This window comes from Gordonia soli NBRC 108243 (genome assembly GCF_000334455.1).
Taxonomy (GTDB): Bacteria; Actinomycetota; Actinomycetes; order Mycobacteriales; family Mycobacteriaceae; genus Gordonia; species Gordonia soli.
In genome coordinates this window covers 121,267-142,441 of sequence record NZ_BANX01000005.1, presented here as the reverse complement: position 1 = coordinate 142,441, position 21,175 = coordinate 121,267, and the positions used below count along the sequence as shown (strand labels likewise).

Sequence of the window (21,175 nt, the reverse complement as noted above, 5' to 3'; positions counted from 1 at the left end):
GGGTACGCGCCGCACATGACCGCATCAGACACGGTGTCCGAGTTCGTCTCCGACTCCGTCAACGCCCCCGACGGCACGACCATCGGCTTCCGCCGGATCGGGACCGGCAGTCCCGTCGTGATCGTGCACGGCAGCATCTCCACCGGCGAGCAGTGGCTGGCGGTCGGAACCCAGCTCGCCGCCACCAACTCCGTCTACATCATCGATCGCCGCGGTCGCGGACTGTCGGGCGATGCGCCGGAGTACTCGCTCGGGGTCGAGGCAGCCGACATCGCCGCAGTGGTGGCACGCGCGGCACTCGACACCGGCCAGACACCGGTCCTGCTCGGACACTCCTACGGTGCGATCTGCGCCCTCGAAACCATCCGTCGCGGTACCGATGTCGCAGCCCTGGTCCTCTACGAACCACCACTCCCCGTCGAGGGTCCGGTAGCGGGAGCGAACCTCGCGCCGTACGCCGAGGCGATCGATCGCGGTGATCGGGAAGCCGCGGTCCGCATCGCCGCCGAGCACTTCCTGCGTCTGCCGCCGGAGCTCGCAGAGGCTCTGGAGGCCGGACCCGGCTGGCCAGCAATCCTCGAACTCGCACCGACCTGGACCCGCGAACTCGTCGAGATCGACGGCAGTGCAGCGCTGTTGACCGACTTCGGCGCACTCTCGGTGCGGACACTCCTCGTGCACGGTGAGGTGAGTTCGCCGTTTCTCATCACCGCGACCGCGTATCTCCGCGACGCGCTGCCCGATGCGACCGAGCGGGTGCTGCCGCGCCAGGAGCATCTCGCTCACGTGACTGCGCCACATCTCCTGGTCGGCGAGATCAGAGAGTTCGCCGGACGGTGAACTCCTCGGCAGCCATGCGTGGGGCAGCCCCGCCCGGACTGCTGTCCCGACGACCACCGCCGGCGTCCTGGTTGCCCGAGATCATCATCGGCGCTGCGGTGTTCGCCTACAACCTTCCGCTCCTGATGGAACACTCCACGCATCCGCTCCGGTTCGGGGTGCTCGTCGCCGTGTCCGCGATCCTGTGTTTCGCTCTCGTCGCTCGACGCACCCGGCCCGTAGGTGTCGCCGTGACCATGCTTGTCGCCGCGATCGTCCAGCTGCTCTGCGGTGCACCGCTCATCGTCGCCGATGTGATGCTGCTGGCAGCGGTTTACACCGTCGCCGCCCTCCGCCAGACCGTGGTGTCGGCGACGGTGGCCTGCGCCGCGGTCGCGTGGCTGTTGGCCGCGGTCATCCCGAATCTGGACGAGGATTTCGTCGACATCGGCGAACTCGGCGTCGTGCTGGTCGTGGTGGGATGGGTGTGGACCTGGGGTCTGTTGGCCCGACTTCGCCGGGACCGACTCACCGCGCTCCGCGATCGAGCCGAGCAGGCCGAACGCGAGCAGCGAGCTCTCGCCGATGCTGCTGTCGCACAGGAACGTACCCGGATGGCACGGGAGATCCACGACGTCGTCTCCCACGGACTCGGTGTCGTCGTCGTGCTGTCCGAAGGCGCGGCCGCAGCCGTCGAGTCCGATCCACAGCGTGCTCGTCAGGCGATGTTGTCCGTCCGCGACACCGGACGATCGGGACTGGTGGAGATGCGTCGGATGCTCGGTATCCTGCGCGATGACCGCGATGACCGCGGCGGCCATGACGATGTGGCGCCGTCGTCGCGCATCACTCAGCTCGCGGCACTCGTCGAGACCGAGCGGTCTGCCGGACTACCGGTCCGCCTCCAGGTCGAGGGTGACAGCAGTTCATCCACAGCGGACGTCGGCTTGACGGTGTATCGCGTTGTGCAGGAGGCACTCACCAATGTCCGACGGCACGCGGGACCGGACGTCGGTCGCGTGGACGTCATCGTCCGATTCGGCGCCGACGACGTGACGATTCGGGTGACCGACGACGGCACCGGCACGCGCGGATCGCGGACTGATGACGGCACAGGATTCGGCCTGATCGGAATCCGCGAGCGCGTCGACGCGCACGGTGGACGGTTGTACGTCGGGGACCGCGATGTCGGCGGGTACGAGCTCACCGCAGTCTTCCCCACCGCAGCTTTCCCCACCGCAGAATCCACCCCTGCAGAGTTCCCCCCTTCAGAGTTCCCCACTGTGTCCGGCACCGTCGGCGCATCCATCACACCACCCGAGCGGATGCGTGACCGGTGACGATCCGGGTGGCCCTGGTCGACGATCAGGAACTGATCCGCGTCGGATTCCGGATGGTGCTGGACATGCGGCCCGAGATCGAGGTGGTCGGTGAGGCCGACGACGGCGTCACCGCCCTCGAACTGCTCGCCACCACTGCGGTCGACGTCGTGCTCATGGACGTCGAGATGCCGCGGATGAACGGGGTGGAGGCGACCCGCCGGATTCGCGAACTCGGCCTCGATGTCGCGGTCCTCATCCTCACCACCTTCGATCTCGACGAGTACGCATTCGATGCCCTCCGCGCCGGAGCCGGCGGATTCTTGCTCAAGGACACCCCGGTGGACGAGATCGCAGCCGCGATCACCCACGTGTACGACGGCGACTCTGTGGTGGCCCCGAGTACCACGCGCCGTCTCCTCGACCACTTCGCCGGCGCCGCGTGGGCCGGCGTTCCCGACCCGCGGAACACCGCCACGCTCGAGAGTCTGACAGCTCGCGAACGCGAGGTGCTGACGCTGGTCGCGGCGGGATCGTCGAATGCCGAGATCGCCGACCAACTCGTCGTGACCGAGGGCACCGCGAAGGTCCACGTCAGTCGCATCCTCACCAAACTCGGTGTGCGAGATCGGGTCCAGGCAGTCGTGTGGGCCTACGAATCCGGCGTCGTCCGGCCGGGGCAGCAACGGTGACCCGGTCGGACCTGCGTGACCGATGACGTGCGTGACCGGTGTATGTCGAAGGTGATACGTGAGGACATGACCTCAGCCAGATGACCCTGCGGGCTCGGATCGCGATGCTCGATACATGACGTATGCCGTTGTCACCGAGGACCTGACGAAGCGATACGGATCCCACACCGTCGTCGACGATCTCGCGCTCCGCGTTCCCGCCGGAAGCGTGTACGGCTTCCTCGGACCGAACGGGGCCGGGAAGTCGACGACGATGAAGATGCTCTTGTCGCTGGTCACACCCTCCGAAGGCCAGATCGAGATCTTGGGCCGTCCGATGCACCGGGGCACCCGGCGAGAGGTGTTGCCGGACATCGGGTCACTCATCGAGTCGCCACCCGGATACGGGCACCTCACCGGCCGAGAGAACATGCGGGTTCTCGGCCGGATGCTCGACTTGACCGACGCGCGGATCGCCGAGGCCGTCGACACGGTACGGCTGGGCGCGCACCTCGACAAGAAGGTCCGCGACTACTCCCTCGGTATGAAGCAACGTCTCGGCATCGCGATGGCACTGGCGCGCCGACCGCGGTTGCTGGTGCTGGACGAGCCGACCAACGGTCTCGATCCTGCGGGGATCGACGAGATCCGACACCTGCTGCGCCATCTCGCGGCGCACGGGGTGACGGTCATGGTCTCGTCGCATCTCCTGGACGAAGTCGAGCGAACGGCAACGGTTCTCGGCATCGTCTCGGCCGGACGGCTCATCTTCCAGGGCACGCGTGACGAATTGCTGTCCGCGTCCACACCCGATGTGGTGATCTCGTGTTCGGCGCCGGCACGAGCCGTCGACGTCCTCGGCCCGCACGCGGCCGCCGGGGTTGCGCAGTCGAACGGATCCGAGGTGTCGTTGTCCGGCCTGGACGACGACGGCACCGCGAGCGCGGTGGCCACCCTGGTTCGCGACGGGATAGGCGTCTTCGGTGTACGTCGCGCACACCGCGGTCTCGATGAGGTGTTCCGTGATCTCACCGCGGATGGTCGGTTGTGATCGCGCGGGCGATCGGTGTCGAGTTCGTCAAGATGCGTCACCTCGGAGTCGCATCGACCGCGGCCACACTGGTAGTCGGTGTCGTCGGACTCACGGCATTCACCACCATCGCGGCCGCCCACGACATCACCTCTGCCACATCGTGGACCGCTGTACTGGCACGATTGTCCCTCGCATTCCCGATGGTGTCGCCTCTCCTGATCGCGATCCTCGCCAGCCGCCAGGTCGACATCGAGAACACCGGCGGCGGATGGATCGCGGCCGGCACCGCCGGGGTTCCACCTGGTCGGTTGTGCCGAGCCAAGTTCGGAGCGGCGTCGACGCTGGTGACGGCGGCGACCGTCACGGCGAGCGCGTGCGCACTGGCTCTCGGTACAGTGCTCGGCTTCACACGACCGGTGCCGCTCCTGCAGTGGACGACGTTCACGGTGGCGATGATCGTGGTCAACGGTGCGGTCCTCGCGACGCAGATCGTGGTGTCGAGACTGGTGCTCAACCAACTGGTGGCGCTGGGGGTGGGGTTGCTCGGCACCGTCGCCGCGGTCTTCGCCGGCGGCCTGCCCGGGTGGGCCGCCCACGTGACGCCATGGGGGTGGTACAGCGTACTGCGCGCTGCCGATTACCGCGGGGACGATCCGGTGGCACTGGCGATCTCGGTCCCGACCCTCGTCGTGTTCGCGACCGTCGCGCTGGTCGGGTTCGTCGTCGCCACGGCTCTGCTCGACAATCAGGAGGTCTGACCGAATGCGCATTCTCCACGCCGAGTTCCTGAAACTGCGTCGCTCGCTGGCATGGACGGTGGCCGTCGTCTTGCCGATCGTGATGGTCGGGACGGCAACCGTCAACACCATCGCCGCCGACGCGTCACCCGATGGGTGGCACACCCTGTGGCTGCGGTCGACGGTGTTCTACGGTCTGTTCCCGCTCGCCGTCGGCGTCGCGATCATCGCAGCACTGGTTTGGCGGCCGGAACATCTGGGCGGCAACCGGAATGCGCTCATGGCCGCCCCCACGCGCACATGGCAGATCGTCGTCGTCAAGACGTCGGTCATCGCGGTGCTCGCGGTCGCGATGCAGGTCGTACTGGTGGTTGCCGTGATTCTCGCCGGGAAGCTCGTCATCGACGTGTCGGGCGCGCTGCCACTGCGGTATTCGATGATCGGGGCGACGATCGCGGTTGCGACCATCCCGGTGGCGGCGGTCCAGTCGCTCGCGTCGATGGTCCTCCGTTCCTTCGGTGGATCGATCGCCGTGGCACTTGTCGGTGCGGGCACCTCCGCCCTGATCCTGCTGGCGGTCGGCGACCTCGCGATGATCTCGCCCTACGGCCTCGCGGCCCGGGCGACCCAACTGGGGACCGGGACGTTCGCCGACCACGGTCCGGTCACGCCCACGATCGTCGTGGCGATCATCCTGATCGCCTTCGCTGTAACAGCTCTGGTGGTCGGCGTTGCGTCGGCGACGCTCGACCGGAGCGACGTCCGCACCTGACCTCCCGTCAACCGTGCGCTCTGGATCGTCGACCGTGCGCGCCGAATCGTCGATCGTGCACTCTGGATCGTCGACCGTGCGCGCCGAATCGTCCACCGTGCGTGATCCGTCCCGACGGACGACGCGCGCGTGCACGATCAACGTTTTCGAGCGCACAGTCGACGTTTTCGAGCGCACGATCGACGGAGCAGGATGGGTCAGAGGATGCGGGTGCCCAGGATGCGCGCCGGTACGCCGCCCACGTCGGCGTCGTCTGGGACATCCTTGGTCACGACCGCACCGGCGCGGATGCCGACGCGATCGCCGATCCGCGCGCCGATGATCACCGCATTGGGTGAGATGTGCACGTCACCGCCGATCACCGGGGCCACGCCGTTCGCCTCGCCGATGTCCAGTACTCGGAGCGACGCAGCAACCGCTGGTCCTGCACCTGGCGCTGCGTGATCCGGAATCTCGCCCGTCACTTCGTGATCCCGTATGAATCGAGATCGACGGCCAGAAAAGACCGCAGCTCTCCTCTCGTCGTGATCCGTTCCCGACCGCCCATGCGATCGGGAACGGACACGAGCGTGGCCACACCTGTTTCGACCATCACCGACCCCCCGGCAATTCGGGTGGAGCACGACGGCACCACCCGGCGTGAACCGCGGACCAGCTGTCGGTTCCTCCCCCGAGTACCGACATTGCGCTGAGCCACACGGACTTAGACGATCGTAAATCGTCTCCGTACATTCGTACAGTCAGATGTGACATAGTCCACTCGGCGTCGAGCGATCTCACAGCATCGCGGTCAGAGGCTCGCGTCCGCTTCCGGACCTTGCCGCTCGCGCGCATCGGCCCGACCCTCGTCGAAGGAGAGTCGCTGGAGCACCACCGGATCGCCGATGTCGGCGCCGCGACGCGCGGCGGCGAGCGTGCGGTCGAGTTGCTCGTCGAACACGGCCTCCCAGGTCCGTCCGGCCGACCAGTACGGGGCGGCGAACAGCGCGTCCTGGTCGACGTCGCGCTCATCGAGCAGCACACGCCGGATCGCCCGCACCGCGGACTCTTCCCCGCCCAACCAGAACTGCGTGTGGTCATCGACCGGCACGTGGTGCCGTGCCGAGTCGACGGCATCCGCAGTCGACGGTGCGGTGATCACGTCGACACGAGCACCCGAGATGGCTGTCCGGACGTCACCGACGGTCACGACCACGGCGGTCGACTCGCGCGGGAGTGACCTCAGGATTCTCTGCGCCGCAACCGATGAGGAGTCGTCGACGAAGAGAACGTGCCGGTGTGCGGTCGGTACGGCGACGAAGTCGGTACGCAGGCCGAACATCCACACGGCCGATCCGTTGCGAGCCCGATCGAACCACGTCCGCATCGCCCCGTCGTGGCGATGCCGCAGCTCGAGGTCGATGGTCCCGGCCACCGGGTCGCGCGAGCTGATGGTCAGGGCCCGCGTGAACATGGCAGGAGTCGTGACCTCGTCCACCCGTCCGTGGGCGTCGAACACCGGGCGGAATGCCTCGCCCGTCGGCTGTGCGGGGAAGAAGATCTTGACGGCGTCGGCCGGCAGCGTCGGGACATCGACACGCAGTCCCTCGCCGACGAAACGGGCGGTGCGGCAACCGTCGTCACCATCGACGAGTCCCGCGAGGGTGACCGCACAGTCGACCACCAGACCACGACGCTCGTCGAGGGTGTGGCGCAGATGTCGGCGGAGGTCGACCTCGGTGGCCATCAGCTGCCGGTCAGATAGGGCCGCAGACCCGACAGAGCGTAGTCGGTGGTGGCCGGATTGGGTTGCAACAGAACGGCAGCGAGATCCACGGGGATGACGTGCAGCCGACCTGATCGTGCGAGAGATGTGGACGAGACGGTGACGATGTCGGTGAACTGCCGTGGCGCTCCACCGAACACACTGATCAGGCCGACGTCGGCGGATCCCAGGACGCCGAGTTCCTCCTGGGACGCCGTGACCATGTCCAGCGCGGCACCCGCGCCGCCGGCATCCCGCATGTCGGCGATCGCGGACGGTATCCGCAGACCGAGGCGGCTGAAGAATCGTGCGCCCTGCGACTCCGGATCGGCCATCAGGTACGTGGTACCGGCGCTGAACTGACCGAAGGCGACTCGCTGGGCGCGTGAGGCCGCGTGTCGGCGGGTGAACTCGTCGATCGCGCGATCCGAGCGCTCCCGTAGCACCGCAGCCTGTTCGGACCTACCCAAAGCCCGACCGATCTGATCGACCAGCTTCTCGCCCGGGTCACGCAACGGTGCGTCGAAGTAGGCGATGGTCGGCGCGATCCTCGACAGACGGTCGTAGACGTCGTGGTAGCCGCTCTGTGCCGTCGTGGCCAGGATCAGGTCGGGATGCAGCGCAGCGATGGAGGTGACGTCGGGCCGAACCGAATCGAGGACCGTCACGGCCGGTGACAGTGCCGGCCGCACTCCCGGCCAGTTCCCGTCCGGGGAGGACGGGTTGCGAACGGCCCCGACCACCTGCGCTCCCAGAGCGGTCGCGATCTGCGTGTCCGCAGCCCCCAGGGTGACCACGCGTACGGGGTTCGCACCCACCTGGGCGCTTCCGAGCGCGTGGTCGATGCGAACCGACCCCGGTCCTCCCGGATCGTCGGATCGGCCCGTCGCACACCCCGCGAGCACGAGAATCGCCCCGATGACCGTGATGATGAACAGCCGACGTCGCGTCCGCATCCACCTTGCCCTTCGCTAATTTATGAGCTGGCTTCATTAAATTAGCGTCGAGAGTCGGCGAGAGCAAACCTCGGTGCCCGGCGCAGTAGGATCGACCCGTGGCCCCGCCTGACGAACGTCGCCGCGGACGGCCCAGGTCCGTGACCGCCGACGCGATCCTGGACGCCGTCGAGAGCGCCGGTCTGGACGGCTTCACCGTCTCCGGCATCGCGTCCGCACTCGGCGTCCGCGACGGCACGATCTACAACTACTTCTCCAGCCGACAGGCCATCGCCATGAGCGCCGGGACCCGGGCGCTGGCACGACTCGACCTACGCAGCGAGCACGGCGACGACTGGGTGGACTACCTGATCGGCGTGAACCTCGAGCTCCGTCGAGCGACCGCGCAGATGTCGGGCCTGAGCGGCTACTACCTGCACGGCCCGTACCTCCCGGAGACGCTCCAGGTGTTCGACCTCCAGATCGACCAGGTCGCGGGGCACCTCGGGCTCGATGTCACCGATCCCGCCGCGCGCGACTACGCCTTCATCTTGGCATCGTTCGCATCGACGACGACCCTGAACCTCCTGGGCGCGCCCACCGTGCCCGACGATCAGGTCCGTGCGATCCTCCGCTCGATCCTGCCGGCGCTGCACTCGACGCTGGCCGGCACGCCACCGACCGGGGTGTCGTGGAGCGCGCTGCGGTCGAGCCTGCTGAAGGACTCGCCGACGGCGGACTGATCTGCCCCCGATCGCCGGGCCATCCAGCATTCCGAGTGAGTGCGTGCGAAATCTGTACGAGAGCGGCCTGCCATCGACATATCGTCAACCGTCCACCGCTGGCGTACAGATTTCGTGCGGGCTGCGACGCCTGGATCGATCGAAGCGGCCCGGATCCGGCCGGTACGCCGGGCCGAGCCCGGGCCTCCGGCCCTTCCCGCTACCATCACCCGTACACGTGTACGGACGATGGCAACCAGCCCCGCCGCCGAGATCGCGCTCCATCGACCGGCATCGGGAGTCGGTGCCGTGACCTCGGGAGAACGACGACATGCCTTACCTCGGCCTGATCTACCTGGCGGTCCTGGTGCTCGCGCTCATCGACATCATCAACACCGACGACGCCCTGATCCGCGGCCTCCCGAAGCTCGGCTGGGTCATGTTGGTCGTCGTACTCCCGTTGATCGGCGCCCTGATCTGGCTAGCCTTCGGCCGACCGACCGCCGACGAGCGTCCTCGCCGCCAATCCGCCGGTGCGGCATCGCAGTTCCCGGAGTACGACAATCCGGGCCGCTACATCCCCGCGGACCCGGAGGCCGACCGCGAGTTCCTCCAGCAGCTCCGCGACCGCGCCGAGCAACAACGTCAGACCGCCCGCGAACAGCAGCGCCGTGCCGACGGGACGTCGGGCGAGGCGAGCTGACCGGTCGGGACCCTCACCAGGTCACAGGTATGCACCCGTCGGCAACGCGGGTACGTGTGCTCCCTCGGCAAGTACCGCGTAGAGCATGTCAGTGCTGATCGGGAGGTCATCCACATCCATGAGGATCGCCCGACGGACCGCCTCGCGAACATCGGCGCCAGACGTCCCTGGCGGGAAACGCCGTGCGACGGAGCCGATGTCAACGGTGTGAGCGATGCCGTGGAGACTTCGGCCGAGGATGGCCGCAACGGCCCCTTCCGACGGTGCGGGCACCTCGATGATGGAGTCGAAACGTGCTGCGCGGGTCGCTGCCCGATCCAGCGATCCCGGATCATTCGTGGTGGCGACGGTGAGGACGTCGTTGTGCCGCAGGGCGGTGTCCAGCGAGGTCAGAAAGCCGGCGAGGCTGTCGTTGTTGCTCTGCCCGCGACGCCCCACGTACAGGTCGACGTCGTCGAGCACCACGACGCACGGCCCGAGAACCGCGGTCTGCTCGTAGATCGCATTCAGGTACGTCGAGCCGGCCGCGGGTTCCACCACGATGACGGTGAACGCGCCCAGCAGCTCTCCCGCGATGGCGCGGGAGATGGCTGTCTTCCCGACCCCCGGCGGACCGGCGAGCATGATCCCGCGACTGGTACTGAAGCCAGCGGCGATCATCGTGTCACGCCGTGAGGACACCGCGCGGATGGAGAGGTCGATCTCGGCCCATACCGACGCGTCGACGATGACATCGTCTCGCCGTACCAGCGGCTCGTCGACGATGGCGAGGCGCAGACCGGAGTTGACCGACGCCCTGAGCATTTTCCCCCGCAACGGATTCGAACGCTCGATGCGCTCTCGCAACTCCGCCGCGATGCCCTGGCCGGTGAGCGGGGGCGAACCGGCAGCGGTCAGCACGGCGAGCGACGAGTTCTCCGCCGGCCCGTTGTCGGTCGAGATCTGCAGCGCCACAGCCACCGACGTCACACCAGGGATGCCGGCCGGGAATGCCAGTGTCATCTCGCTGGGAACCGACACGTCGCGGTCACCGACCCGATGACTCGTCCAGGCCGCCGGCTCGTCGTAGTCTCCGGGACCCACGATGGCGTCGTACGAGGTGACGAGTTCGTTCAGGACTATGCCCGCCGACACCACTGTCGACGCCGACAACGTCACGCGGTGCGCCACCAGATGCGCTCGGGTGGCGCCGAGGTGCTCGCGCAGGAATGCGTCGGTGCTCGTCGCATCATCGGTGGCAGCACCGAGCAGCACGCCGATCACGTGGACAGCGCGCCGTACTTGGTGTGGTTCGAGGGACAGGTCGATCTGAGTCATGGTCGTCGGAGATGCCGGGGTCGTAGTCGTCGTCTGCGCGTCGGCCGATTCCGCGAACCGCAGGCCCCGACGCGAAGACATCGGTTCTCGAAGGGGCCGGTCACGCTAACACGACGGACAAAGCAGTCGCGATCGATTACTGCTGAAGCATCACGGTTCTAGTGAAGTCGTGCCCGCGAAGGGTCGATCGAGCCAGCCGTCAGAACAGCCCCGACACAGGCGGCTCCGCGCCGGTGAGGACATGGTCGCCGATGACGCCTGCCTTGTGCGCGCGTGGATTGTGGTTGGCGACCGTCCTCGCGTTGCGCCAGTGGCGGTCGTAGTTGAGGTCGCGCGCGGTGATGGAGCCACCACCGACATCGAACAGGAGTTCCGCCGCCTTCAGCGCGGACTCGATCGCTACGTACTGAGCCTTGGCGACGTCGACAACCGCCTCGACCTTGTGCTCTCCGGTCGCACCGGGCCCGGTGGCCGCATCGAGGGTGCCTGCGGCCCGGAGCACACTCGACTCAGCCGCGTAGGCGCGTGCCGCGATCTCCCCGACCGCGTGTCGGACATAGGGATCCGATGTCGCCGAGTCCGCTGTCGAGTGGACGATCGGACGAGCGCGATGGACGGTGAACCACTCAGCGTCGGCGAGCGCGTTCTTGGCGATTCCGGCCTCGATCGCCGCCAAATAGAGTTGCTGGAAGGTCAGCACGTGACTACGTTCGCCGGTCGGAGCATTGCGCTCGACGATCTCGTCGGAATCGACCCACACGTCGGTGAGACGGGTCGAGCCACTGGCGGTGAGTCGTTGCCCCGATCCGTCCCAGTCGTCGATGACCTCGACACCCTCGCGGTCACGCGGGACCACGAACCACCGTGTCTCACCGTCATCGCCCTTCGCCGAGATGCGCAGCCAGTCGGCGAACAGGCAGCCGGTGCTGTAGTACTTCTCGCCGGTGACCCGAAACCCGTTTCCGTCGACCGTGTACCGGGTTCGGATGTCGGCATGTGCGGAACCCACCTCGCCGTGCGCTATCCCGAACAGATCTCCGCTCAGTATGTGCGGGTACCAGCGCGAGGCCTCGTGATGTGAGGTGCCGCTGATGATTCCCTCCACCATCCCGAAGTGTGGACGGATCGCCTGGGCGACGTTCGAGTCCGCCGCCGACAACGCGATCACGAACTCGATGGTCCTGACGATCGTCGCCCCAGGTCCGTCGTGATCGGCCGGCACCCGAAGCGCTCCCACCCCGGCATCCGCGAGCTGCCTGATCTGCTCGTACGGTAGCTGCCGATTGCGTTCTCGGGCTGCGGCTCCCGCTCCTATCCCACCCAGTAGGGCGTGGGCGGCGTCGATGATGTCGTCCGCCGTCTCGGCGACCCGGGGTCTGCGGATCGAGGTGGTGTCGCTGATGGTCATCGAGGATCGTTCCTCCGGGTGTCGTGGTCCTTGTTCAGGCGGAACAGTCGGCGGGCATTGCCTGCGGCGATCGCGCGTTGCTCGTCCGTGTCGAAGCCAGCGTCGGTGAACGCTGTGGTCACGGACGCGCGGCTGATGCCCTGTCGGATCGGCCAGTCACTGCCGGCGAGCAGGCGATCCGTTCCGACGACGCTCGCCAGATACCGCAGTTGCGGCGCATTGAACCCGGTGGTGTCGAAGAAGACTCCTGCAGTCGCGGGGTCGCGGGAGTCCGGACCCGACAGGCCGCGGCCCAAAAGGTTGGCGGCGAACGACAATGCACCGGCGCCGAGGGTCGTGAAGATCAGAGCGAGTCCGGGATGACGGGCGAAGACGTCACCGTGCAGAGCCGCCAACAGACTGAGCCCGTTGGTGACTCCCCGCCCGAATGCGTTGCCCCGCACACCTGCCGCGTCGACGAACGGAGCCGAGTCGGCGGCGAAGACGGGGTGGACGAACACCGGCACACCCAGTTCGGCGGCTGTGGCCAGTGTCGGGACAGTCTCCTGGGCTCCGAGGTGGCGGCGTCCCCGCGCCGAGTCGATGACGATGCCGTGCAGCCCCAGGCCCTCTGTTGCGTGCCGGATCTGCGCCACCGCGTCGTCACCGGCGAACGCATCCACGGTCCCGAGACCGACGAACGTGCCGCCGTTGTCGGCGACGACCTTCGCGAGATGCTCGTTCACGCGGGCGATCGAGGCGGTGGTGGGGATGACACTCGGTCCGAACAGCTGTTCCGGTGGAGCACTCAGGAATCGGATGGCAATGCCTGATCGCCTGCTCTCCACGACCAGGCCGTCGATGTCCGTCAACGTGTCGATGGGGAGGTGGGGACCGGGGCCGCCGGGCTGTTGCGGCCCGCCGAGTGAGGCCCCGGTCCACCACGCGGGCCGGAAATGCGTGTGTATGTCGATGATCTCGAGGTCAGCCGACGACACGGGCCGGCTCCTCGTCGCGATGGTCTGCGGCCTCATCACTGGACGGCACCTCAGTCGATTCGTGGCTGCCGGCTGCACTCGCACCATCGGGCAGCGTGACCGCTCGTGCGGCACGTTTCCTGGCGAGCGGTCCCGACACGCGGAGTCGATCGGGGCGAAGCAGCGCGAACCCTGCAGCTGCGACCAGGGATCCGAGGGTGAGCTGGATCAGACCCGCGCCACTCCAGCTGGTGAGGTCGACGAGCTCACCGAAGATGTACCCGGAGATCGCGCCGGGGGTGAACCAGCACACGACGAACAGTCCGGCCGCCTGCGCGGCCCTGGCGGGCGTGACGCTCTTGAGGAGCACCGCGGACATGTTGACGAAGATGATCCCGTTCGACACCACGCCGCCGGCGATGGCCCACGCCAGCTGCCAGGCGAAGCTGCCCGGGCCGGCATAGAGTGCCGCACCGATGGCCGCCATCGCCAGCTGGGATCCGACCAGAACGGCACGCGGATCGAAGCGGTCGGTCAGGAAGCCACCGAGGATCGACAGGAGTGCACCCGTCCCCGCGATCGACACGATGATCCCGACGGTCGACGTACTGAAGCCGTGATGTTCCTTGAGGAATGTCGGGTACATCCCGAAGTAGCCGAAACTCACGATCGACGCGATGACACCGACACCGACCAAGACGCGGGTGTTGTGATTCCACAGTCCGTCCGGGACGTTCGCGTCCGACACATCCTCGGTCTCCACTGCGGCGGCTGCGACCTCCCGATCATCGTCCTCGTTCCGCTCGGTGAGCCACGTGGGCACCAACAGGGTCACCAAGATCGCCGCCAGGACCCCGACGATCGCCAGGGCGATGAGTGGCGCGCGCCAGGTTCCGAAGGTCGACAGCAGTTGCGTCGCGACCACCGGGCCGATGATCGCACTGATCCCGTACACCACGTTCAACGAACCGACCGCTGCCGACGGCGTATTGGGCAGTGCTGCTGCCGCGACCACCAGCAAGGCCGTGACCTGCAGGGCCTCACCGACTCCCGCGATGGTCTGGGTCACGAGCATGCTCCAGAACCCGATGCCGAAAGCCGTGAGGACGGTCGCGACGGAGAACGTCAACGTGCCCACGACGATGATCGTCTTCCGCTTGAATCGGCTGAGCAGGAACCCGCCGGGAATCCCGGCCAGCCCGACGCCGAGTGCGAAGATCGTGGACTGCAGTCCGGCCTGCCCCAGGGTCAGATCGAAGTGCACCCGGATGTCGTCGACCACGAGTGGGAAGACGATCTTGTTGAGCGAGTTGACCATGTAGGCCAACATGAGGGCGCCGAGCAGCAGGATCAGCCGGGACGGTACGGCGCGTCTGGTGACGGCCGGTCGGGTGTCGGTCATGGGACGTACTTTCTGGTCGAGGAGGCCCCCGTCGGGCCGCCACAGGTCGGGTCGTCAGCCGTCGGTCTCCGCGTCGGCGAGCGAGCGGGCATTCGGTGTCCACGCCAGGGCCTTGGCGCCGACCGAGTGATAGAGCCACCGGGTCGACGAGTTGACCGAATGCGTTCGGGCGTTGCGCCAGTGCCGATCCAGTCCGAGATCGAGGTCGGTGCTGGAGGTACCCGTCAACTCGAACAGCCCGGACGCCACTTCGACAGCCGTGTCGGCGGCGAATCCCTTCGACTGATCGCCCGCAGAGTTCGCGACGCGGATCTGTTCGGGTGTACGTTCCGCACTCCGATACGCGAGGTCGACGAGTTGCGCGTTGCGCAGCAGCAGTGCCTGCGCCGCATCCACCTTGGTGAGCAGCCGACCGAACTCGTGGACGAGGATCGGATCGCGGGTGTCCCTGGCGGTCGCGGCCGGAGCGGCCCGAGTCGGACGGTCACCGATGAACCGTGTCGCGTCGTCGACAGCCGCCTGGGCGATGCCGACGTCGACCGCTGAGTCGACCACGTGGTCGACACCGGCGAAGATGCTCGCCGGACCGAACAGATCCGCCAGTTCGATGATGTCCGAATCATCGACGGCGACATCGTCGAAGGAGATGGAACCGCTGTGTGTGGCCCGCTGGCCGAAGGCGTTCCAATCATCGTTGACGGTGATCCCCGGCGCAGTGCCCGGGACCACGACGGCGATCTTCTGATCGGGTTCGGCGGTGACTCGTACGACGACGTGGTCCGCCGACCGCGCACCGGTGGTGTAGATCTTCACCCCGTCGAGCCGCAGTGTGCCCGAATCATCGCGACGAAGAACCGTCGTTCCACCACGGGGACCTCGAGCGTCGACCGTCGCATTGCCGATCCGCGCACCCGCGGCCACCGATCCGAGGAATCGCTCCTGCTGATCCCTGGTGCCCACCTCCCGGAGGAAGAAGCAGTTCAGCAGGTGCGGCAGGATCAGCTGAGCGACAGAGGGATCTGCGCGTGCAAGGATGCGGACCACCTCCGCGGCCGTCGTCAGGCCCGCATCGGTACCGCCGAACTCTGCGGGTGTCGTCAACCCCAGCAGCCCCGAAGCCGACAACGACCGGAGTTCGGCCTCGGGGTGGATGGCCTCGCGGTCGCGAATCGATGCCGCACCCGCGAAGTCGGCGGCGAGCCGGGACGCGACCCTGATCGCCTCGTCGTGTGCCCCGGGGCCGGGTGCGAGCGAACGCACCCGGCCCCGGGCGTCGAGCAGATCGGTCACGACGGCTGGCCTGCCGTCGCCGCGGACTCCTCCACCGACTCCTCCTCGGATCCGGCTCGGCGCCCCGGTCGGAAGCCGGCGGTGCTCGACCACGCGATCCCCAGTGCGACAACCGCGAGACCGAGGAGCAACCACGGGAAGTTGGCCGCGCCGATGGGTGTCAGGAGCACACCGCCGATCAGCCCACCGCCGGCGACCGCGAGGTTGAACACGGTGACCAACAACGAGATCGCGACGTCGGCGTCGTTGCCACCCACGTCGGCGGTGGCGGTCTGCAGGATCGTCGGTGCACCACCGAATGTCAGTCCCCACAGGGCGGTACCGATGTAGACGATCGCCGGCAGGTCGGTGGCGAAGGCCAGGATGAGTGCGGCGACCGCGAATCCGGCGAGACTCAGGATGGTCAGCGGGCGCAGGTGCGCATCGATCTTGAGACCCACGAACCAGACGCCGACCACCGAGGCCACACCGAAGATCAGCAGCAGCAGCCCGGTCTTGTTCTCACCTATTCCGACCGCCTTGGTGAAGGGCGCGATGTAGGTGTACAGGATGTTGTGCGCGAGAATCCAGACGAAGATCACGGCGAGGATCGGACGCAGACCGGGGATGGTCGCGACCTTCCGCAGCGGGGTGCGCTCCTCCGGCGGCTGACCCGGGAAGTTCGGCACTGCCAACCGGATCCAGATGAGCAGCACCAGCGCGACCGCGGACATCACCCAGAAGACCCCGCGCCAGTCGAGCAGGGTGCCGAGCCAGGCGCCCAGCGGGACACCCAGCGACAGCGCGATCGGTTGTCCGACACCGACCACCGCCATTGCCTTCCCTTGCTGATGCGGTGGCACCAGCCGTCGTGCGTAGCCCGCGAGCAGCCCCCAGATCACACCGGCAGCCATACCAGCGATGAACCTGGCCACCAGGGTGATCGCGTAGTTCCCCGACAGCGCGGTGATCGAGTTGAACACCAGCAACGCGGCAATGGTGGTGAGCAGCAGCGGTCGGCGTGCGATCCCGCGTGTGGCCGTGACTATCGGGATTGCCGCGACGACCGAGCCGAGGGCATAGAGGGTGAGCAACTGGCCGGCCAGGGACTCGGAGACACCGAGGGCCGAACTGATCTCGGGCAGCAACCCGGACGGCATGTTCTCGGTCATGATGGTCAAGAACCCGGACACCGTGAAGGCGAGCAGCCCGATGGTCGGGAAGGCGGATCGTTCGATGGCGGAGCGTGTCATCGTCGTTCGGTCCTCTCGTGATCTGGTTGGTCGGTTGTCAGTACCCGGGCGCCTTGACCAGGAACTCCTTGCGATGGACGATCTCCGGCTGGTACACGTCGGCATCCCACTGCTCCTGCTGGATCGCCTCGAGCGAGACCGACACCGCGGAATCGTCGACCTGGAACGTGCTGCGCACCAACGCCGACAGCTGCTCGACGAACCCGTTCAGCTCGGTGTCGGTGAAGGAGGCCGGGAAATGCTTGATGGCCACATGTGGCATGCGGGTCTTCTCCTTGCGTAGTTCGGTGATGATCGGTCGGGACAGTGCAGAGGTGACCGCCACGGCGGTGGCGTTGATGTGCTCGTCACGCAGGATCTGATAGTGATCGGCGAGCAGGCTCGCGGCCGTGTGGCGCAGTTCGGTGCCGTGTGCGTCGAGGAACGAATAGTCGTCGCCCGAGGCGCGGATCACGGTGACGTCGGTGTCGAGTCGGCGTCCGACCAATTCCTCGAAGGAGTACTCGAAGGAGTAGGTCTCCTCGACGAGTCGCGTGATGCGCTCGGCCAGTCCGCGATCGAGCCCGGTCCCCTCGGTGGCAAGGGCTGCCAGGAAGGACTCCCGGTCGACGCCCGCCGCCACGACCCGGTCTGCTGCCGCACCGTCGGTACGGGCAGCGAAGACCGAGTACAGGACCCGCGTGAACCGATCGTCCCGGTAGGGGCCGACTGCACCGTCGACGGGTTCATGTTGTTCGAGTGCGGGTGATCCCGGTGCGAGCAGGACCAGTCGGGCGACCCGCTCCCCGGCGGCCTCGAGTTGATACGCGGTTTCGAAGGCGACGCGCGCCCCGAAGGAGTAGCCGATCAGGTGATACGGACCGTGCGGCTGGATGCGGCGGATCTGGTCGATGTCGCTGCGGGCCATCGACACGATGTCGGCGTCCACGGCCTCCCCGGGATTCAGGCCGCCGGCCTGGATCCCGTACCACCGGTATCGTTCGCCGGCAACAGCATTCGCCAGGGTCCGCAGGTTCATCGGATAGCCGCCGAGGCCCGGCCATACGAAGACCGACGTGTCGCCGTCCCCGGCGAGCGGCACCGCGCGCGACAGGTCGCTCGGATCGCCGTCGGCGATGGCCTGCGCCTGTTTGACGATGGTGTCGAACTCGAAGATCGCCTGCACCGGCAGATCCACGCCGAGCTTGGCCTGCAGGGCCCGGGTCAGTCGTACTCCGTGGATCGAGTTGCCGCCCAACGCGAAGAACGACTCGGTGGTGGAGACCGGATCTGTGCGGCCGAGGATCTCCGCCCAGATGGCGGCCAGCTGGTGCTCGAGCAGGGACGCCGGTGCGGTGAACGGTCCGGCCGGTGCCCCGGCCTCCGCGCGTGCGGTCTCGGCGACCCGGAGTGCCGCCAGATCGATCTTGCCATTGGGGGTCCGCGGGAGTTCGTCGACGATCCTGATGACGTCGGGCAGCATGTAGTGCGGGAGCATGCCGGCGACGTCCGTGGTGATGATCTCGGTCGGCCCCTGGGTGTGCAGGGCATCCTCGTCCATTCCCGTGTGCGCGATCTGATCGGCCGTGATCGGGCCGCCCAGTGCCACATACGCCGACGACGTCTCCGAAGCGCCGTCGAGGGCCGCCACCCGGCGAGCTGCGGCGAGTGGGTTGCCGGAGAAGGAGCTGTAGCCCGACGACATCAGTCCGATACCGATCTGGTTGTGCTGCAGCCGCTGCAGGGCACGGCCCAGGTCGATGTAGGACTCTGCACTACCCGTCGAGGTCAGGATGACGCCGAACGACGCCTGATCATGAACACGCTGGTTGATGGCGATGACGTCCTTGCGTCGCAGCAACGGCGGCCCGGTGCGGACCAGACGGTCACCGACCCGCCGGTGGACACCGCGAGAATCCTCGGCGCCGGTGAACAGTTCGACCACATGATCTACCTCGTCCAATCTGTCCGCGATCGCCGACTGATCGACCGCCGGCAGTGACCAGGTGCCGATCACGAAGCGATCGTCCGGTTCTCCGCCGAGCAGGGCAGGGTCGACGCTGCGATGCTGCGGTGCCCCGACGATGTGTCCCGTCGCCGGCGCGACCGTGTCGAGGAGACCCAGCAGGTGCCCCGCCTCGAATCGCAGCACCTCGTCCACATTCGTCGAGTAGACCGACGAGATGACCGATCGCTGTCCGACCAATGTGAGCTCGACGCCGGGTCGCTGGTCCAGTGGCGACAGCGCATGGATGGGATGCACCGTGGCGGTACGGGGATTCAGGTAGTAGACAGCGTCGTCGAAGCCCGCCACGCCGGACACCCGCACGTAGACCTGGACGCCATAGAGCGCGCCCGGCGACGCATACGCGTACTTCGGCAGGAGGCGTTCTGCACTGTGTTGCTGCGTCAGCGATCGCAGGACGAAGGCCACCGTCTCGCCGGTCCACTCCGACGATGTCCGCGGCGGGAGTTCGTACGGCCGATGGATCAACCGATCCAGATCGGCGAGGCGGTCGAGATCGTCGGTGGTGGATGCGAAGGTCCGGTACGTCTTGCGGGAGAACGCCAGTTCGTACAGCAACTTCTCCTGGTCGGTGTCGACGTCCAGACGTACGCCCGCAGCGGTGTGGTCGTCACGCACGCCCAGGCCGGCGATCTGTGCCCGCACCTGTACCCGCGACGCCTTGGACTGGTGGTGTGCACCGTGGACGCCCTGGTCCATCAGCGATGCCTCGTGTGGGTTCAGCTCGACGTACGCGGAGAGTTGCGGTCCCGCACCATCGGGGCGATCGGTGGTGAAGACGCCCGCATGGCGTACCCAGTCGTGGGCTTCGAGGGTGCTGCGGATCTCGTCCAGCTCGACCCGGTAGCCGCGGAGCTTCACCTGGTTGTCGACCCGGCCCCGGAAGTGGAACACCCCGTCCGCGACATGCACCCGGTCCCCGGTGCGGTACAGACGGATTCGTTCCCCGTCCACCTCGCGGACCACGAACCGTCGGTCCGTCTCCTCCGGTCGGTGGCGATAGCCGGCCGCCAATTGCGGGCCGGCGATGGCCAGTTCGCCCGAGTCGCGGTCGGTCAGCTGCCCGTCCTCGCCGAGGAGGTGGAAGGCGAGCCCGTCGACCGGGGTACCGATGGCGACGACCGCGTCGCCGGGAGCGGAGCGAGCGGGACGCAACACAGTCGCGTCGCCGGGAGCGCCGGTGACCTCGTGGAAGGCCGCGTTGATGGTGGTCTCGGTCGGCCCGTACAGGTTGATCAGTCGCACCGACGGCAGGACGGACCGAGCGAGGGTGGCCAACCGGCCCGGGAGTGCCTCGCCACCACTGGCCAAGAGCCGGACCGACGTGCACGCCGCGAACTCCGGCTCTTCGCAGAGTGCCTGGAGCAGGGTCGGGACGACCTGCAGATGTGTGACCCGGTGGCCGATCACGGTGGCGGCGAGGGACAGCGGGTCGCGGTAGTCCTCGGGTCCGGCGGCGACGACCGCCGCGCCGGACACGTTGGCCAGGAGTTCCCACTGCGCGGCATCGAAGCTGATGGGGGTCTTGTGCACGATGCGCCCGCCGGGTCCGAGCTCCAGTTCGCGACCGATCCAGCTCAATTGGTGGTCGAGGGCCGCGTGCGTGATCTCGACGCCCTTCGGGGTGCCGGTCGATCCCGAGGTGTACAGGATGTACGCGATCCCGTCGGACGAAGCGAGGTTCCGGGGTGCGGCCTCCACGCCGGAGCCTGGAATCGCCACGACGGTGACCCCGAGGCCGACGACGACCGACTCGATGTCCAGCACGAGATCCGCCGGCGCCAGGATCACGTCGACGTCCGCATCGGACACCATGAACCGCAGACGGTCGTCGGGATAGGTCGGCGACAGTGGCACATAGGGGACGCCGCTGGAGAGGGCTCCCCACGCTGCGGCGACGAGGTCTGCCGAGGGCGGCGAGTAGAGGCCGACGGTCCGCGGGGAGGCGCCGGTCAGCGCACGCTGCACGGCGGCCGCAGCGCGACCGAGCGTTGCGAAGGAGACGGTGTCGGCGGTCGAGAGAACCGCCGGTGCGAGCGGGTTCGCGGCGAGCCGTTGGAGGAACCGGGCGCACAGATTCGACACCGCGTTATGTGAGGGGGGCATGATC

General features: G+C 67.5%; 18 protein-coding genes. 8 read left to right on the top strand and 10 right to left on the bottom strand.

Annotated elements, in window-relative coordinates; all coding sequences use genetic code 11:
* The first annotated feature begins 15 nt into the window (after positions 1–15).
* The 6 genes from GS4_RS03590 (at position 16) to GS4_RS03565 (ending at position 5,351) form a co-directional block, all read left to right on the top strand.
* Entirely contained in the window at positions 16–840 is an 825-nt protein-coding gene (locus GS4_RS03590; RefSeq protein ID WP_007617592.1) for an alpha/beta fold hydrolase, read from the top strand.
* Positions 837–2,159, top strand: coding sequence for a sensor histidine kinase (locus GS4_RS03585; RefSeq protein WP_007617591.1), 1,323 nt, complete (start codon positions 837–839; stop codon positions 2,157–2,159). The genes GS4_RS03590 and GS4_RS03585 overlap by 4 nt, the downstream gene beginning before the upstream one ends.
* On the top strand, positions 2,156–2,830 hold the full coding sequence (locus GS4_RS03580; RefSeq protein ID WP_007617590.1) for a response regulator: 675 nt from the start codon (positions 2,156–2,158) through the stop codon (positions 2,828–2,830). Before GS4_RS03585 ends, GS4_RS03580 begins: the two co-directional genes overlap by 4 nt.
* A 115-nt stretch (positions 2,831–2,945) precedes the next feature.
* Positions 2,946–3,860, top strand: coding sequence for an ABC transporter ATP-binding protein (locus GS4_RS03575; protein ID WP_007617589.1), 915 nt, complete (start codon positions 2,946–2,948; stop codon positions 3,858–3,860).
* The gene (locus tag GS4_RS03570) at positions 3,857–4,600 is read left to right on the top strand and encodes an ABC transporter permease (protein WP_007617588.1); all 744 of its coding nucleotides are present in this window, start codon (positions 3,857–3,859) and stop codon (positions 4,598–4,600) included. The genes GS4_RS03575 and GS4_RS03570 overlap by 4 nt, the downstream gene beginning before the upstream one ends.
* A 4-nt stretch (positions 4,601–4,604) precedes the next feature.
* Positions 4,605–5,351, top strand: coding sequence for an ABC transporter permease (locus GS4_RS03565; protein ID WP_007617586.1), 747 nt, complete (start codon positions 4,605–4,607; stop codon positions 5,349–5,351).
* A 197-nt stretch (positions 5,352–5,548) separates the two neighbouring features.
* Here GS4_RS03565 and GS4_RS26085 read toward each other — a convergent pair whose 3' ends face one another.
* From GS4_RS26085 to GS4_RS24705, 3 genes are all read right to left on the bottom strand, one after another.
* A complete protein-coding gene (locus GS4_RS26085) occupies positions 5,549–5,722 on the bottom strand; it encodes an LbetaH domain-containing protein (protein WP_245555551.1) in 174 nt (57 codons plus the stop codon).
* A 419-nt stretch (positions 5,723–6,141) separates the two neighbouring features.
* Entirely contained in the window at positions 6,142–7,077 is a 936-nt protein-coding gene (locus GS4_RS03555) for a siderophore-interacting protein (protein WP_007617583.1), read from the bottom strand.
* Complete coding sequence (locus GS4_RS24705) at positions 7,077–8,051, bottom strand: ABC transporter substrate-binding protein (RefSeq protein WP_007617582.1); 975 nt, start codon at positions 8,049–8,051, stop codon at positions 7,077–7,079. Before GS4_RS24705 ends, GS4_RS03555 begins: the two co-directional genes overlap by 1 nt.
* A 98-nt stretch (positions 8,052–8,149) precedes the next feature.
* Here GS4_RS24705 and GS4_RS03545 point away from each other — a divergent pair, with 98 nt between their 5' ends.
* Together GS4_RS03545 and GS4_RS03540 are read left to right on the top strand one after the other, a co-directional pair.
* A complete protein-coding gene (locus GS4_RS03545) occupies positions 8,150–8,773 on the top strand; it encodes a TetR/AcrR family transcriptional regulator (RefSeq protein WP_007617581.1) in 624 nt (207 codons plus the stop codon).
* 310 nt (positions 8,774–9,083) lie between these two features.
* The gene (locus tag GS4_RS03540) at positions 9,084–9,455 is read left to right on the top strand and encodes a PLD nuclease N-terminal domain-containing protein (RefSeq protein ID WP_007617580.1); all 372 of its coding nucleotides are present in this window, start codon (positions 9,084–9,086) and stop codon (positions 9,453–9,455) included.
* Between the two features lie 21 nt (positions 9,456–9,476).
* Here the strand turns inward: GS4_RS03540 and GS4_RS03535 are convergent, their stop codons facing one another.
* The 7 genes from GS4_RS03535 to GS4_RS03505 form a co-directional block, all read right to left on the bottom strand.
* The gene (locus GS4_RS03535; RefSeq protein ID WP_007617579.1) at positions 9,477–10,772 is read right to left on the bottom strand and encodes an ATP-binding protein; all 1,296 of its coding nucleotides are present in this window, start codon (positions 10,770–10,772) and stop codon (positions 9,477–9,479) included.
* 199 nt (positions 10,773–10,971) lie between these two features.
* Positions 10,972–12,180 carry an acyl-CoA dehydrogenase family protein gene (locus GS4_RS03530; protein ID WP_007617577.1) on the bottom strand — a complete coding sequence of 403 codons (1,209 nt, stop codon included), beginning with the start codon at positions 12,178–12,180 and terminating at the stop codon, positions 10,972–10,974.
* Positions 12,177–13,157, bottom strand: a complete 981-nt coding sequence (locus tag GS4_RS03525) for an amidohydrolase family protein (protein ID WP_007617564.1) — start codon at positions 13,155–13,157, stop codon at positions 12,177–12,179. Before GS4_RS03525 ends, GS4_RS03530 begins: the two co-directional genes overlap by 4 nt.
* On the bottom strand, positions 13,144–14,538 hold the full coding sequence (locus tag GS4_RS03520; RefSeq protein WP_007617561.1) for an MFS transporter: 1,395 nt from the start codon (positions 14,536–14,538) through the stop codon (positions 13,144–13,146). The genes GS4_RS03525 and GS4_RS03520 overlap by 14 nt, the downstream gene beginning before the upstream one ends.
* Positions 14,539–14,592: 54 nt before the next feature.
* Positions 14,593–15,828 (bottom strand): acyl-CoA dehydrogenase family protein, encoded by a 1,236-nt coding sequence (locus tag GS4_RS03515; protein ID WP_007617559.1) that lies wholly within the window; start codon positions 15,826–15,828, stop codon positions 14,593–14,595.
* Entirely contained in the window at positions 15,825–17,060 is a 1,236-nt protein-coding gene (locus GS4_RS03510; protein ID WP_007617557.1) for an MFS transporter, read from the bottom strand. The genes GS4_RS03515 and GS4_RS03510 overlap by 4 nt, the downstream gene beginning before the upstream one ends.
* Positions 17,061–17,097: 37 nt before the next feature.
* The gene (locus GS4_RS03505; protein WP_007617555.1) at positions 17,098–21,171 is read right to left on the bottom strand and encodes an AMP-binding protein; all 4,074 of its coding nucleotides are present in this window, start codon (positions 21,169–21,171) and stop codon (positions 17,098–17,100) included.
* Positions 21,172–21,175: the final 4 nt, after the last annotated feature.

What these genes read in the sequence shown, in the direction of transcription:
- GS4_RS03590 (WP_007617592.1), top strand. Translation starts at nt 16, where the DNA reads ATGACCGCATCAGACACGGTGTCCGAGTTCGTCTCCGACTCCGTCAAC.
- GS4_RS03575 (WP_007617589.1), top strand. Translation starts at nt 2,946, where the DNA reads ATGACGTATGCCGTTGTCACCGAGGACCTGACGAAGCGATACGGATCC.
- GS4_RS03565 (WP_007617586.1), top strand. Translation starts at nt 4,605, where the DNA reads ATGCGCATTCTCCACGCCGAGTTCCTGAAACTGCGTCGCTCGCTGGCA.
- GS4_RS03555 (WP_007617583.1), bottom strand. Translation starts at nt 7,077, where the DNA reads ATGGCCACCGAGGTCGACCTCCGCCGACATCTGCGCCACACCCTCGAC.
- GS4_RS24705 (WP_007617582.1), bottom strand. Translation starts at nt 8,051, where the DNA reads ATGCGGACGCGACGTCGGCTGTTCATCATCACGGTCATCGGGGCGATT.
- GS4_RS03540 (WP_007617580.1), top strand. Translation starts at nt 9,084, where the DNA reads ATGCCTTACCTCGGCCTGATCTACCTGGCGGTCCTGGTGCTCGCGCTC.
- GS4_RS03535 (WP_007617579.1), bottom strand. Translation starts at nt 10,772, where the DNA reads ATGACTCAGATCGACCTGTCCCTCGAACCACACCAAGTACGGCGCGCT.
- GS4_RS03530 (WP_007617577.1), bottom strand. Translation starts at nt 12,180, where the DNA reads ATGACCATCAGCGACACCACCTCGATCCGCAGACCCCGGGTCGCCGAG.
- GS4_RS03520 (WP_007617561.1), bottom strand. Translation starts at nt 14,538, where the DNA reads ATGACCGACACCCGACCGGCCGTCACCAGACGCGCCGTACCGTCCCGG.
- GS4_RS03510 (WP_007617557.1), bottom strand. Translation starts at nt 17,060, where the DNA reads ATGACACGCTCCGCCATCGAACGATCCGCCTTCCCGACCATCGGGCTG.
- GS4_RS03505 (WP_007617555.1), bottom strand. Translation starts at nt 21,171, where the DNA reads ATGCCCCCCTCACATAACGCGGTGTCGAATCTGTGCGCCCGGTTCCTC.